This window comes from Enterobacter cloacae complex sp. 397G4 (assembly GCF_050031515.1).
Lineage (GTDB): Bacteria > Pseudomonadota > Gammaproteobacteria > Enterobacterales > Enterobacteriaceae > Enterobacter > Enterobacter hormaechei_C.
Window position 1 is genome coordinate 363,389 of sequence record NZ_JBLGWE010000001.1, and the last position, 13,996, is coordinate 377,384.

13 protein-coding genes are annotated in these 13,996 nt (G+C 56.0%); 3 read left to right on the forward strand and 10 right to left on the reverse strand.

Annotated elements, in window-relative coordinates; all coding sequences use genetic code 11:
• Window positions 1-9 precede the first annotated feature (9 nt).
• The 4 genes from ACQG1Y_RS01735 to ACQG1Y_RS01750 form a co-directional block, all read right to left on the reverse strand.
• Window positions 10-696, reverse strand: a complete 687-nt coding sequence (locus ACQG1Y_RS01735) for a D-lyxose/D-mannose family sugar isomerase (RefSeq protein ID WP_023302932.1) — start codon at window positions 694-696, stop codon at window positions 10-12.
• Window positions 697-817: 121 nt separating this feature from the next.
• A complete protein-coding gene (locus tag ACQG1Y_RS01740; RefSeq protein ID WP_047354128.1) occupies window positions 818-1,759 on the reverse strand; it encodes an ABC transporter substrate-binding protein in 942 nt (313 codons plus the stop codon).
• Window positions 1,760-1,787: 28 nt separating this feature from the next.
• Window positions 1,788-2,783, reverse strand: coding sequence for an ABC transporter permease subunit (locus ACQG1Y_RS01745; protein ID WP_003860239.1), 996 nt, complete (start codon window positions 2,781-2,783; stop codon window positions 1,788-1,790).
• Window positions 2,784-2,785: 2 nt separating this feature from the next.
• Window positions 2,786-4,300, reverse strand: a complete 1,515-nt coding sequence (locus tag ACQG1Y_RS01750; RefSeq protein ID WP_023295773.1) for a sugar ABC transporter ATP-binding protein — start codon at window positions 4,298-4,300, stop codon at window positions 2,786-2,788.
• Window positions 4,301-4,481: 181 nt separating this feature from the next.
• Here ACQG1Y_RS01750 and ACQG1Y_RS01755 point away from each other — a divergent pair, with 181 nt between their 5' ends.
• Window positions 4,482-6,779, forward strand: coding sequence for an ATP-binding protein (locus tag ACQG1Y_RS01755; RefSeq protein WP_058688827.1), 2,298 nt, complete (start codon window positions 4,482-4,484; stop codon window positions 6,777-6,779).
• On the opposite strand, the gene alsK is transcribed toward ACQG1Y_RS01755, so the two are convergent.
• The 6 genes from alsK to ACQG1Y_RS01785 all read right to left on the reverse strand — a co-directional run bounded on the left by alsK (window position 6,712) and on the right by ACQG1Y_RS01785 (window position 12,804).
• Window positions 6,712-7,656 carry an allose kinase gene (gene alsK / locus ACQG1Y_RS01760; RefSeq protein WP_026094412.1) on the reverse strand — a complete coding sequence of 315 codons (945 nt, stop codon included), beginning with the start codon at window positions 7,654-7,656 and terminating at the stop codon, window positions 6,712-6,714. The two genes, ACQG1Y_RS01755 and alsK, sit on opposite strands and share 68 nt — an antisense overlap.
• Window positions 7,640-8,335 (reverse strand): D-allulose 6-phosphate 3-epimerase, encoded by a 696-nt coding sequence (gene alsE, locus ACQG1Y_RS01765; RefSeq protein ID WP_015570210.1) that lies wholly within the window; start codon window positions 8,333-8,335, stop codon window positions 7,640-7,642. The genes alsK and alsE overlap by 17 nt, the downstream gene beginning before the upstream one ends.
• Before the next feature lie 10 nt (window positions 8,336-8,345).
• The gene (gene alsC / locus ACQG1Y_RS01770; RefSeq protein ID WP_017382644.1) at window positions 8,346-9,326 is read right to left on the reverse strand and encodes a D-allose ABC transporter permease; all 981 of its coding nucleotides are present in this window, start codon (window positions 9,324-9,326) and stop codon (window positions 8,346-8,348) included.
• Window positions 9,305-10,837, reverse strand: coding sequence for a D-allose ABC transporter ATP-binding protein AlsA (gene alsA, locus ACQG1Y_RS01775; RefSeq protein ID WP_040117097.1), 1,533 nt, complete (start codon window positions 10,835-10,837; stop codon window positions 9,305-9,307). Before alsA ends, alsC begins: the two co-directional genes overlap by 22 nt.
• A 76-nt stretch (window positions 10,838-10,913) precedes the next feature.
• Window positions 10,914-11,849 (reverse strand): D-allose transporter substrate-binding protein, encoded by a 936-nt coding sequence (alsB, locus tag ACQG1Y_RS01780; protein ID WP_368740773.1) that lies wholly within the window; start codon window positions 11,847-11,849, stop codon window positions 10,914-10,916.
• A gap of 64 nt (window positions 11,850-11,913) precedes the next feature.
• Window positions 11,914-12,804, reverse strand: a complete 891-nt coding sequence (locus ACQG1Y_RS01785; protein WP_015570213.1) for a MurR/RpiR family transcriptional regulator — start codon at window positions 12,802-12,804, stop codon at window positions 11,914-11,916.
• A 351-nt stretch (window positions 12,805-13,155) separates the two neighbouring features.
• On the opposite strand from ACQG1Y_RS01785, the gene rpiB reads away from it, so the two are divergent.
• Together rpiB and yjdP are read left to right on the forward strand one after the other, a co-directional pair.
• Entirely contained in the window at window positions 13,156-13,605 is a 450-nt protein-coding gene (gene rpiB / locus ACQG1Y_RS01790; protein WP_023295775.1) for a bifunctional allose-6-phosphate isomerase/ribose-5-phosphate isomerase RpiB, read from the forward strand.
• A 69-nt stretch (window positions 13,606-13,674) separates the two neighbouring features.
• Window positions 13,675-13,995: a DDRRRQL repeat protein YjdP gene (yjdP, locus tag ACQG1Y_RS01795; RefSeq protein ID WP_006810445.1), complete on the forward strand. Its 321-nt coding sequence runs from the start codon at window positions 13,675-13,677 to the stop codon at window positions 13,993-13,995.
• The last annotated feature ends 1 nt before the right edge of the window (window position 13,996 follow it).

Genomic DNA, 13,996 nt, shown 5'->3' on the forward strand with positions numbered 1-13,996 from the left:
ATTCACTCCTTATATCCGAAACAGGTTGTACTCGTTGCACAGCACCAGCACCGCCGGTTCGTCTTCTTCGATGGTGTTGTAGCGATCGATGGGCTGTAAAAAGTGGTTGTCGTGTTCATCGTCATTGACCGACGACACTTCGCCCACCAGCACGTCGCCAAAGCCGCGTTCACCCCAGAAACTGTGGTACAGGCCGGGCGTCAGGCAGATGCTCTCCCCTGGCGTGAGGCGCAGCTGGCTGCCGGGCGCGTGCGTCTGCCGACAGCCGTCTATCGTGACGATCACGTCGGTGTTTTCGGTCTCCTCATGCGCCCCCGCATTCCATAACTCAATAATCAGATTCCCGCCGCCGCGGTTGATGATGTCCTCCCGCTTGCGCCAGTGGAAATGCATCGGCGTCACCTGGCCATCGCGGACGTGCATGATTTTTTCGGCATAGCACTTCTCATAAGGCACGCCGTTGGGGGAGCCGTTGCGCAGGGTGAACAGCGTCAGCCCCTCTGCGGCAAAGTGGTTGCCGCCAAACGCCGTCACGTCCCAGCCGAGCCTGAGGTCGAACACCTCCTGCCAGGCGGCCTGGTCAAGCTGCTGCCATTTTGTTGGCGGAAAGCTGGCAAACGGCGGGAGATGCACGTCGTGCATGGAGAAGAACTGCCGCGTGTGGCCGAGGATTTCATTGATGTCGGAGCGTTTCATGGGGACTCCTTGAGTTTTATGCCACCCCCTCACCCCGGCCCTCTCCCTCAAGGGAGAGGGGGAGTAAGTTCCCTCTCCCCGTGGGAGAGGGTTAGGGTGAGGGCATCAGGCCGCACCGGGTTTACTTAACCGTCCACCCCTTATACGTGCCGACGTTCTTTTTATCGATCATCGTCACCGGGATCAGCACAGGCTCTTTCGGCGCAGGTTTGCCCTGAAGAATGTCATAGCCGATCTCCACCGCCTTCGCCGCCATCACCTGCGGATCCTGCGCCGGCGTCGCCACAAACAGGGAGTTTTCGCGCTTCAGAGCTTCTTCACCGTCCGGGCTGCCATCCACGCCAACGATAAAGAACTCATTACGTTGAGCCTGTTTCGCCGCCAGATCGGCGCCGATCGCCGTCGGATCGTTAATTGCGAATACGCCGTCGATCTTCGGATTGGCCGCCAGCAGGGAGGTCATGACCTCCAGTCCGCCTTCGCGGCTGCCTTTGGCGTTCTGATTATCCGAGAGCACTTTGATATCCGGGTGGCGCTTAAACTCGGTCTGGCAGCCTTCCACGCGGTTTTGTACCGCAGAAACCGGCGGCCCGTTGATGATCACCACGTTGCCTTTACCTTTCAGGCGGTCGGTTATGTACTTACAGGCCATCTCCCCCGCCTGGGTGTTATCGGAGGTGATGGTCGCATCAGCCCCTTCCGCCGCCACGTCAACCGCCACGACCACGATCCCTGCCTCTTTGGCGCGTTTTACCGCCGGGCCGATCCCTTTGGAATCCGCGGCGTTGAGGATGATCATGTCCACTTTCGCCGCAATGAAGTTATCGATCTGCGACACCTGCTGGCCCAGATCGTACCCGCTGGAGACCAGCGTCACCTTGACGTTATCTCCCGCCAGCTTGCGCGCTTCCAGCTCGGCACCTTTGGTGATCTGCACGAAGAACGGGTTAGCCAGGTCGCCCACCGTCACGCCGATGGACTTCAGATCTTTTGCCTGCGCAAACGGGGTTGCGGCCAGCAGCGCGCCAGCACAGAGCGCGGTCACTAAGGGCTTCAATCTCATGCTGTATTCCTCACGTAGGGTATTGTTGTTATGCACTTTGATGGTGTCGGGTACGGTATTTGTCGATCAGCACCGCTATGATGATCACCGCCCCTTTGATCACCAGCTGCCAGAAGTAGGAGACGCCCATCAGCGTCATGCCGTTGTTGAGGGTGGCGATGATCAATGCACCGACCAGCGTGCCGGTGATCGTGCCGATCCCGCCGACGAAGCTGGTTCCGCCGAGGATCACCGCCGCAATCGCATCCAGCTCGTACCCCGTGCCGAGGTTGCCGTTGGCGCTGTAGAGGCGCGAGGCGCTCATCACGCCGCCTAATCCCGAGAGCAGGCCGCTCATGCCGTAGACAAACAGCAGCACCAGCCAGACCTTGATGCCGGTTAAGCGTGCCGCCTGCATATTGCCGCCGACCGCATAGATGTGAACGCCGAGGGTTGTGCGACGCAGAATAAACCAGCACACCACAATCACCGCCAGGGCGATCACCACCAGCCACGGAATCGGGCCGAGGTAGTTGTTGCCGATCCACTCGAAGTTAATGTTGGAGTTAATGACCGTCGTGCCGTCCGCCAGCAGATACGCCGCGCCGCGCAGTGCCGTATAGGTGCCGAGGGTGACGATAAACGGCGGCAGCCCGGCAAAGGCCACCAGCGCGCCGTTGAACAGCCCCAGCACCATACCGAGCATCAGCGCCGCCGGAATGGAGAGCATCGCAAATTCCGGGATAAGCGAGACCACCATCGCCGCTACCGCCGTAGTGCCCAGAATCGAGCCCACAGAGAGGTCAATCCCGCCGGTCAGGATGATGAAGGTCATCCCCGCCGCCAGCACGATGTTGATCGACGCCTGCCGGGTAATATTCAGCAGGTTGCTCTCGGTGAAAAAGTTCGGGGCGATGAAGCCAAATACCGCCACAATCAGGATTAAAATTGGCAAAATGCCGATCGTTTGCATCAGATCGCTCATCAGCATTTTTTTGGCGGAGGCGGATTTCGCTACCTGCTGCGGATGGGTTGGAGTTGTCATAATTACACCGCCTGATGATGTGTGTCGTTCACGCCGGTTGCCAGCGTCATAATGTTTTCCTGAGAGATGTCGCGTCCGTGGAGTTCACCCGCGATGCTGCCTTCCCGCATCACGTACACCCGGTCGCTCATGCCCACCACTTCCGGCAGCTCGCTGGAGATCATCAGAATCGCCACCCCTTTGCGCGCCATCTGGTTCATGATGCGGTAGATCTCGCTTTTCGCGCCGACGTCCACGCCGCGCGTAGGTTCGTCCAGAATCAGAATGCGCGGGCCAATCGCCACCCAGCGGGAGATCAGCAGCTTTTGCTGGTTGCCGCCGGAGAGCCCGCCCGCGCGCACCTGAGAATGCGGCACGCGGATATTGAGCAGGGCGATGGCGTCATCGGAAATAGACTGCGCTTTTTTGCGGTTCAGCCAGCCGAAGGTGGCGTCGCGCTCCAGCGTCGCCATGGTGATGTTCTCCTGCGCCGCCAGCTCCAGAAATAGCCCCTGCTCCTTGCGGTTCTCGGTAAGAAAACCGATGCCGTTTTCAATGGCCGCGCGCGGGGAGTGGATCACCACCGGTTCGCCGTCGACCTCGATCATGCCGCCGGTGGCTTTGCGCACGCCGAAGATCAGCTGCGCCAGCTCGGAGCGACCGGCCCCGACCAGCCCCGCCAGCCCGACGATTTCACCGGAGCGAACCTGCAAACTGCACGGCAGCACTTTTTTGCCATCTGTCAGGTGGTGCACGTTCAGACGCGGGCTGCCGAGCGGAATATCGCGCTCTTTGTTAAACAGATCGCTGAGCGGACGGCCCACCATCATGCGCACCAACTCAGAGGCATTCAGCTTGTCGCGCGTCAGGCTGCCGACGTACTGCCCGTCGCGCAGGACGCTGACGCGATCGGAAAGCTCATACACTTCCGCCATGCGGTGGCTGATGTAGATAATCGCCATCCCTTCATCGCGCAGGCGCAAAATCAGTTCGAACAGACGGTGGGTTTCGCGCGAGGAGAGGGCGGCGGTGGGTTCATCCATCACCAGAATACGGCTGTTGCGGTGCAGCGCGCGGGCGATCTCCACCTGCTGTTGCTCGGCGATGGTCAGCTTCATGACCAGGTCGGTGGCGCTGAACTGCGCGCCCAGACGGTCAATGACCGCCTGAGCCTGGGCTGCCATCTCTTTGCGCTGGACCAGCCCGCCGCGCGACAGCTCGCTGCCGAGAAAAATGTTTTCCGCCACGGTCAGGTTAGGAGCAAGCTGCATCTCCTGATAAATCAGGGTAATGCCTGCGGCCAGCGCATCCTTCGGACCTTTGATGTGAAACGGCGTACCGTCGATGAGGATGTCGCCGCTGCTGGCGGTATAAGCGCCTGCGAGGATCTTCATCAGCGTGCTTTTTCCGGCGCCGTTTTCCCCCATCAGCGCGTGGATCTCTCCGGGGAAAACCGTCAAATCCACACCCTTGAGCGCGTGGAAATTGCCAAACGTCTTGGCAATATTGCGCATCTCTAAAACCGGGGTTCTGCTCATGGCGGATCTCCTGTGAATGTCGATATCTGCACTTCATCACAGGTGCGTAAATGCAAAATGTCAGAAGCTGTTCATATTTGTCATAGTTATGAATAGCTAATCGCCATCACATTTTCCTTTTCCCTCTCCCTGTGGGAGAGGGCCAGGGTGAGGGCACCAAACCGCAGAGGAGCCCAAACCCATGTCTTCACACCCCCCGTTCTTCACCAGCGCCCGCGGTCGCCTGCTGATATTTAACCTGCTGGTGGTGGCGGTAACGCTGATGGTAAGCGGCGTGGCGGTGCTCGGCTTTCGTCATGCCAGCCAGATCCAGGAGCAGGTGCAGCAGCAAACGCTGGATGATATGACTGGCAGCATGAACCTCGCGCGTGATACCGCGAATGTGGCGACGGCGGCGGTGCGGCTGTCGCAGGTGGTCGGTGCGCTGGAGTACAAAGGCGAAGCTGAACGGCTGAAACAGACGCAGATGGCGCTGGGCCACTCGCTGGAGCAGCTTGCCGATGCGCCGCTGGCGCAGCAGGAGCCGGCGCTGGTGGCGCGTATTATCCGCAGGAGCAATGAGTTACAGCAGAGCGTGACGGGAATGCTGGAGCGCGGGCAAAAACGGCATCTGGAGCGTAACGCGCTGCTCAGCGCGCTGTATCAAAGCCAAAGCTACCTGCGTCATTTGCAGGATATCAACCGCCGTTACGCGAGCAATGTGCCAGACGCCCGGCAGCTTGCAGAGATGGACAGGCTGATCGTTGCCGCCATTGATACCCCTTCACCGCGCGCCACGGTGCAGCAGCTGGATGCAGTAACCGCGATGTTACCCGCGAGCGCCCTGCAACCGGTGGTCAACCTGGTGCTCCCGGATTTTAATGATGAGCTGCGCAAGCTCGCGCCACTGTCGAAGCAGCTGGAAGAGAGCGATCTGTCCATCAGCTGGTACATGTTCCACATCAAGGCGCTGGTGGCGATATTAAACCGCGACATTAATCAGTACGTTGAACAGGTGGCGCAGGCCTCCCGGCTGCGTACCGCCCAAAGCCACCAGGAGCTGCGCTCCATCAGCGTGTTTATCAGCGTCTTCGCGGTGCTGGCGCTGATCATCACCGGCTGCGCCTGCTGGTATATTTACCGCAATCTGGGCTCCAACCTGACGGCTATCTCAAGGGCAATGTCGCGCCTCGCTCACGGCGAGCAGGATGTGTCGGTGCCCGCGCTACAGCGGCGTGATGAGCTGGGGGAACTGGCGCGCGCGTTTAACGTTTTTGCCCGCAATACCGCTTCGCTGGAGCACACCACGCGGCTGCTGAAGGAGAAGACCTCGCAGATGGAGGTTGACCGCATCGAACGTCAGGGGCTGGAGGAGGCGCTGCTGCACAGCCAGAAAATGAAGGCGGTTGGGCAACTGACGGGCGGGCTGGCGCATGATTTTAATAACCTGCTGGCGGTGATTATCGGCAGTCTGGAGCTGACCGATTCAGCGTCACCGGACGCGCCGCGCATCACTCGTGCGCTCAAAGCCGCGGAACGCGGGGCCATGCTCACCCAGCGTCTGCTGGCCTTCTCGCGCAAGCAATCCCTGCAACCCCATGCGGTAGAGATGAAGCCGCTGCTGGAGAACCTGAGCGAGCTGATGCGGCACTCGCTTCCCGCCACGCTGACGCTGGATATTGAAGCGCAAACCCCGGCCTGGCCCGCATGGATTGACGTCAGCCAGCTGGAAAACGCCATTATCAACCTGGTGATGAACGCCCGTGATGCAATGGAGGGGCAAAATGGTGTGATCAAAATCCGCACCTGGAACCAGCGTGTGACCCGCAGCGACGGGCGCAGGCAGGATATGGTCGCGCTGGAGGTGATTGACCACGGCTGCGGGATGTCGCAGGAGGTGAAATCGCAGGTCTTTGAACCGTTCTTCACCACCAAACAGACCGGCAGCGGCAGCGGGTTAGGGCTGTCGATGGTGTACGGCTTTGTGCGTCAGTCCGGGGGGCGCGTTGAGATCGAAAGCGCGCCGGGGCAGGGAACCACCGTGCGGCTCCAGCTGCCGCGCTCGACGCTGCCCGCGTTCTCCGATGATGCCGCGCTGGCGACCACGGCCCCGGCAGAAAGTGAGCTGCTTGTGCTGGTCTTGGAAGATGAGGCGGGCGTGCGGCAGACCCTGTGCGAGCAATTGCACCAGCTTGGCTACCTGACGCTTGAAGCCGAAAACGGCGAGCAGGCGCTGAACATGCTGGACGCATCACCGGATATCGGCATGTTTATCAGCGACCTGATGTTGCCGGGCGGCCTGAGTGGTGCGGAGGTGATCGGCCATGTACGCAGCCACTATCCGCAGTTGCCGGTGCTGCTGATCAGCGGGCAGGATTTGCGCCCGGCGCATAACCCGCAGCTGCCGGACGTTCAGTTACTGCGAAAACCTTTCACCCGCGCACAGCTGGCGCAGGCGCTGCGCAAGGTGATGGCAGGAACCGGCAGCGAGCCAGGGTAGCGGCCCCCTGAGCGCCGTTAAAAGACGACGACGAGGCAGGGATAAATTTCACGGACTCATGCGGCAGCGGGCGGCGCAAATGCTGCTTTATCCCGACAATCAGCGCTTCGCGCGGAAAGCCAGGCATATCCATTACGCCGCCTCCGAGGATCACCGCATCCGGATCGAACAGATTTACACTGGTGGCAATGGCGCGGGCTGCATGATTCAGGAGTTGCTGTACGAAGGGGTCATCGGGTACGGCTGAAAAGATATCTCCCATCGCATACTCGCGGGGCTGCTGTTCGTACCACTGTTTCAATGCGATACCGGAACAAACCGTTTCCAGACATCCCGGGTTGCCACAACCACAGTGCCGCGTCATATCCCCCTGTGGAATATGCCCGAGCTCGCCCGCTACGCCGTGCGCGCCCGTCCATGGAGCACCGTTTAGCCAGATGGCAAATCCCATGCCGGTGCCAAGGTAGGCCGCCAGAACCTCTTGCTGCTGGAGATTGTGTTGCACCACGTCAAACGAAAGCTGAAGGTTAACGTCGCGGGAAAATTCGACCGGGCAGCCTAGCGCATCTTCAAGTTTTCCCGCCAGATCGCGGAGCTCATTCGCCTGCAAAGGCAGATTTGGCGTCGAAATAATGGTGCGTTTGTCTTTGCCGACCAGTGCCGGAAAGCCCATGACCAGACCGCGACAGTGAACCTGTAAATGACGCAGCTGAGCCGTGATCATTTCCGTCACGCCGCACACCACACCAGAGCGGATAACCTCCGCGGTGCGCTGTTTTTCACAATGCAACACCGCACCGTCGGCCGTTTGCAGGCAAAAACGGATATGAGTGGCCCCCATATCCACTCCGGCGACGACATCAGGCTGTTTTTGCATGAGGAACAACCTCGTTTCGTGCCGACAGGATCTGCCCGGCCATAAGCTGCCATGCATCCCCGATATTCTCTGCATGGTTGAACAGACCAGACGTTCCGACGATAAAGACATCTGCGCCGGCGGCCATCAGTTTTTTATAGGTGGCCTGATTGCATGAGCCATCGATCTCAATCTCATAGCTCAGCCCTTCGCGTTCGCGCCAGGCTTTCAGCTCGGCAATTTTCTCCAGCATTTCCGGAATGAACGGCTGCCCGGCAAAGCCTGGATCGACGGTCATCACGGTGATTTTGTCCGCCTTATGAATATAGTATTTCATCGCCTCAACCGGGGTTTCCGGGTTGAGGATGAGTCCCACCTTCATACCGTGACGACGGATCTCTTCAATCAGGCGGAAAGCCTGACCGTTGATGGTCTCCGGGTGCAGTGTGATGAAGTCTGCTCCGGCCTGCGCCAGCTGGCTTATGTAGTCCTGCGGGCGAGTCACCATCAGGTGACAGTCCAGTGGTTTGGTGGCGAGCTTCTTCACCTGGCCGACAAAGAACGGAGACAGCGTCAGATTAGGCACAAAGTGGCCGTCCATGATGTCGATATGGAAGTAGTCCGCGTGCTGGTCAATAAATTCGATCTGTTCTTTGAATTTCAGCAGATCCATACACATCAGGGAGGGTGAAATTTTCATAGTGATTTCCTTACTTACTGATCAATCTGTCGAGGGCAACAGCGGCGATAATCAACCCGCCCATTACCACCAGCTGGTAGTAGGTTTGTACCTGTAAGATATTGAGTCCGTTATTGATGGTGCCGATGATGAGACCACCAATCACGACCGAGAAGATGCGGCCTTTACCGCCGAAGAAGCTGGTTCCGCCGATGATGGCGCTGGCGATGGCGTATGTTTCAAATCCCATCCCGGCCAGCGGCTCCGCTGCGCCCAGACGCGCAGTCGACACCACGCCCGCCAGCCCGGCGCATACGCCAGAAATAATGAACACCACCAGAATATGAAACTTCACGTCGATGCCGGAGTAGAACGCCGAGTTTTTGTTACCGCCCAGGGCGTAGATATTGCGCCCTAGCCGCATACGGGTGGTGAGGAACCAGAGGATCACCGCGACGATCAGCGAGAAGATGACCGGTACGGGTATCCCGAGGACGCTGGCAGCGAAGAAGTTTACAAAGTCGAACGAGAAGCCATAGACGGAGTTAGCGTCGGAAATCACCAGCGTGATGCCGCGAAAAATGGCGTTAGTACCGAGAGTGATAATGAACGGATGTAGCCCGGTCCAGTTGACCAGACAGCCATTGATCGCCCCCAGCGCGCCGCCGACCAGTACGCCGCCAATCAGTGCTGCAAAAAACGGGTCGACACCAGCCAGCATCAGTTTGGCAGTCACCATGCCGGAGAGTGCCAGAATGGCTCCGACGGACAGATCAATACCCGCGACAAGGATGGCAAAGAATTCGCCCATCCCGATCAGCACCGTTACCGAGCTCTGGACAAAAATCTGCGTGATGTTGTTGGTGGTGAGGAAGTACTCCGATGACAGCGTGCCAAAGATGGCGACTATAATCGCGAGGATAAAAAAGGTACCGTACTTGTCCCAGAACAGCGCGAAGTTAAATGGCTTTTTCTCCGCCATATCGCCTTTCACTCTTGTGGTAATGCCCATGCCATGATCTCCTCTTCGCTCATGTCGTCGCGATTGGTCAGGATTTGCGTCAGCCGCCCTTCGCAGAACACGGCGATGCGGTCGCAGACGGCGATAATTTCAGGTAATTCAGATGACACCATCAGGATGACCTTGCCTTCGTCAGCCAGCTGGCGCATCACCTTGTAGATTTCGGCCTTTGCGCCGACGTCGATGCCTCGCGTGGGTTCATCAAAAATGATGACGTCCGGGTTGCAACACAGCCATTTAGAAATCAGCACCTTTTGCTGATTGCCGCCGGAGAGTTCGGTGATGTTTTGCTCTACGCTTTGGCACTTCAACGCCAGCAACTGGCGCTGTGCTTCGGCGGTCTTGCGTTCTTCATGCTCGCGAAAGAGCCCCATGGCCCCTTTATAGCCACCGTTTTTCAGGCTCTGGCTGACGGCCATGTTTTGGGCGATAGAGAAATTAGGGAAAAAGCCATTTTCGCGGCGGCTTTCGGTGATGTAAGCCATCCCTTTTTTCAACGCATCCAGAGGCGAACGCGGGGAGATGGTTTTGCCGTTGAGGCGAATTTCACCGCTCGCGCGTTTATCCACGCCGAAGAGACAGTCCATCAGTTCGGTACGTCCCGAGCCGACCAGACCCGCAAAACCCAGTATTTCGCCGCGGTTCACGCTGAACGAAATATCTCGCACTTTTTTCTTGTCCCGGCTGGTGACGTTGTTAACCTCAAACACCGTGTCGCGTTCGATGTTGCCGGTGCTCTCTTTCATGGCGTTAAAGCGGTTTTGCAGTTCGCGGCCGACCATCAGGCGCACAATGTCGTCGTTTGAAACGTCACTCACCAGGCCACTGCATACGCTGGAACCGTCTTTCATTACCGTGTAGCGGTCGCAGATGCGGCGGATTTCCGCGAGCTTATGCGAGATATAGACAATGGCGGTGCCTTCTTTACGCAGCTGATTCATGATCAAGAAAAGATAATCCACCTCTTTATTGGTTAATGAAGATGTGGGTTCATCCATAATGATCACTTTGGCATCGAGCATTAAGGTTTTCGCGATTTCCAGCATCTGTTTATGGCTGATGGATAAATTCGCTACCTTTTCATCTAAATCGACTTTTAATCCGACGCGTAAGAGCATCATCGCACCGCGAATGCGCATCTCTTTCCAGTCAATAATCCTGATGCCACAAACCTTTTTAGTCAGGTGACGGCCTATATATAGATTTTCCAGCACGGTTAATTCATCAATAACGCTGAGTTCCTGATATATAATGCCGATGCCCAGTTGTGCTGCCAGTTTATGATCCAATTTGTCGTAATTCTTTTCATTAATAATAATGGAGCCTTTGGTCGGCTCATGAATTCCCGACAATACTTTCATTAAGGTTGATTTACCGGCACCATTCTCCCCTAATAACGCGTGGATCTCATGAGGGTATATAGTTAAATCAACCGATTTTAATGCGTGAACCGGACCAAAGGATTTGCCGATCCCCGCCATCGAGATATATGGCGTGACCATGTTTATTTCCTTCTCTGTTCACCCTCTCCCTGTGGGAGAGGGCCGGAGTGAGGGCATCAAGCCGCACAGTTCTGCGTTATTTTGTCACCAGAATCGAATCCACCAACTTGAATTCAGGCGTTTTTTCCAGCGGGATGACTTTCCCGGTTTTCGCGGCATCCACCATTAATTTCAGGCCGGTCGCCCCGATGTCCGCCGGGTTTTGTGCGACGGTTGCCGTCATCTGACCGGCTTCGACCATCTTACGCGCCTCTGGGATACCATCGGTGCCGACCACCAGCACTTTGCCGATTTTACCGGCGTTTGCCACCGCCTGTGCCACGCCCATCGCCATGGTATCGTTCGCGCAGTAGAAGGCTTTCAGATTCGGGTTTCGTTGCAGCACGTTGGTTGCCACATCCAGAGCTTTAATGCGATCCCAGTCGGCGGGCTGGCTGGCAACCAGCTTAATTTGGTTTGCTTTTTTGAAGGCTTCTGTTGCGCCATTGCGGCGCGCCTCGCCCGATGCGTTACCGGCTTTACCCTCAATGATTGCGACTTCGCCCCCCTCCGCACCAAGTTTATTGATAATAAAATCGGCCCCTTTTGCGCCGACGGCCACGTTGTCCGTTGTGACAAACCCCTCTACATTGCCACCTGCTTTTTTCAGGTTATCCATATCGATTTTTTCATCGAGATTCACCAGATAGAGACCTTTCTGCCAGGCGCGCGCGACGGGCATGACCAGATTCACGGAGGAGAGTGGGGCAAAAGCGATACCCTTGTATTTTTTATTACTCAGATCTTCGAACAGCTGTAGCTGGGACTGAAAATCCCCTTCTGACGGCGAGGCAAAAATATCAACGCTTACTCCCAGGGTTTTGGCTTCATCTTTAATCCCTTTCTTCATATCCACCCAGAATGGATTGGAGAGCGTTTTTAATACCACCGCATATTCCGCAGCAGCAAACGCGCTGGTGGATAACATTAAGCCCATAGCGGCGCCGCTGAAATATTTCAGATATTTATTCATAGCAGTGTTCTCAATGTAGGGTATGTTGTTGTTAATCCCGCCTGAGCAGGATTAACCTTTTAATTTACTTCAGTGCGCCAGGAGAGAAGAAATCCACAATAGCGCCGGTTTTTTGCATATTAAGTGTGGCCTGTTCGATATTTTGTTGTGCAACGGAAACAAATAACGCATCTAATAATGTAAGCTGTAATATACGCGCGGAGGCGTTGCGCCCTAATAACGGGGTCTCTGGTGCTGGCGAACAAATAATATAATCAGCAAGTTTAGCAATCGGCGAATGGTAGCTATGGGTAATACAGATAATTTTGGCGCCGTTCTTTTTTGCTAACTCAACTGCTGCTTTCACATCACTGGTGCGGCCGGAATGGGAGACCACCAGTACCACATCCCCTTCCTTCAGCAGCGATGCCGACATCATCATAATGTGCGCGTCCTGATACGACTGGCAGCGCACGCCGATGCGTAGAAACTTATGCTGGATGTCGGCACAAATAGCGTTAGAACCACCCACACCGTACAGATCGCGCTGGTTGGCTTGGGCGAAGAAACGTGCCGCGCGGTGAATTTCATCCACGTTCACTATCGACTGGCCTTCCATAATGGTGCGCAGCGTAATATTGAACACTTTGTTAACCACATCCTGTGGTGCTTCATCAAAAGCGAGTTCCGCAGGTAATACTTGTTCGGATTGCGAGAAGTAGTCGACCAGCGCCGCACGCAGGTTACGGAAACCGCTAAAGCCGAGCAGTTTGGCCACTTTCACGATCATCGCTTCCGACACCATCAGCGTTTCGGCAACGTCTTTAATCGCAGGCGCGCCGCTCAGGTTACCCGGCTGGAGCAGCCAGTCGACGATACGGCTTTCGTTGTCGGTCATGCCTTCCTGCTTCATGCGCAGGTACGGTGCAAGGCCAATGCCGTTAGGCAGCTCTTTTTTAAATTCTGACTGACTCATCGCTCTCTTTTGTCCTTAAAAATGAAGACGACACTATATCACCACACTCTGGCATGAAAATATGCTGGTAACTTCACAATGTTTTAAAATTCATAAAGTTTTATTGTCTGTGAAGTTTTGATGGGCGGTTGCTTTAGGATTCCCTTGAAAATCAATAATATAATTATGACACGTTAACGGATTTTAATGCATGCCGTAAGAAATATATCGTCATGAGAGAGTTGAAATGTCAAAGTCATGGGTGTAGAACACGCGCAGAACTCGATGGTTTTGAGGTTTTATTGCACAACTGACCGGTCTTAAATCACAACTCCATCGAGTTCGTAAAGTTAACCCACGATGAGGTTTATTATGAAAAAGATTGCATTTGGCTGCGATCACGTAGGTTTTATGCTGAAAGAGGATATTCTGGCCCATCTGCGCGCGCGTGGCATCGACGTGGTGGATAAAGGCACCTGTTCCCCGGAGCGTACTGACTACCCGTATTATGCCAGCGCGGTTGCACAGGCTATTATCGATAAGGAGGTGGATGGCGGCATCCTGATCTGCGGAACGGGGGTAGGGATCTCCATTACGGCCAATAAGTTCCCGGGCATCCGCGCAGTGGTCTGTAGCGAACCTTATTCAGCTCAGCTTTCAAGGCAGCATAACAACACGAATGTGCTGGCATTTGGTTCGCGCGTGGTCGGACTGGAGCTCGCAAAAATGATCGTCGATGCCTGGCTAAATGCACCGTTTGAAGGGGGACGACATCAGGCGCGAGTCGATGCGATAGGGGCGATTGAACAGGCCAGGAATTGAGATTCCTCCGCTACCCCGGTTCCCTGCCATTCATTACCGTAAGGCCAGTTCACCTGCGAGTCTGGCCTTATGAAACGTTACTCTACCGCTCTGTTATTGGGTCTGCTGACTTTAACCAGCCAACTGGCGCATGCCGATGTGATTGATGATGCCATTGGCAATATTCAGCAGGCGATCAACGACGCCTATAACCCCGGCAGCAGCCGTAATGATGATGACGACGATCGTTACGATCGCAGCCGTCAAACCGACAGTCGACAGTACGACGATCGTCGTCGGCAGTTAGAAGATCGACGCCAGCGTTTAGACGAGCGTCAGCGCCAGCTGGATGACGATCGTCGTCGCTTAGAAGAGGATGAGCGCCGGTTAGAGGACGATTACGATCGGTAGT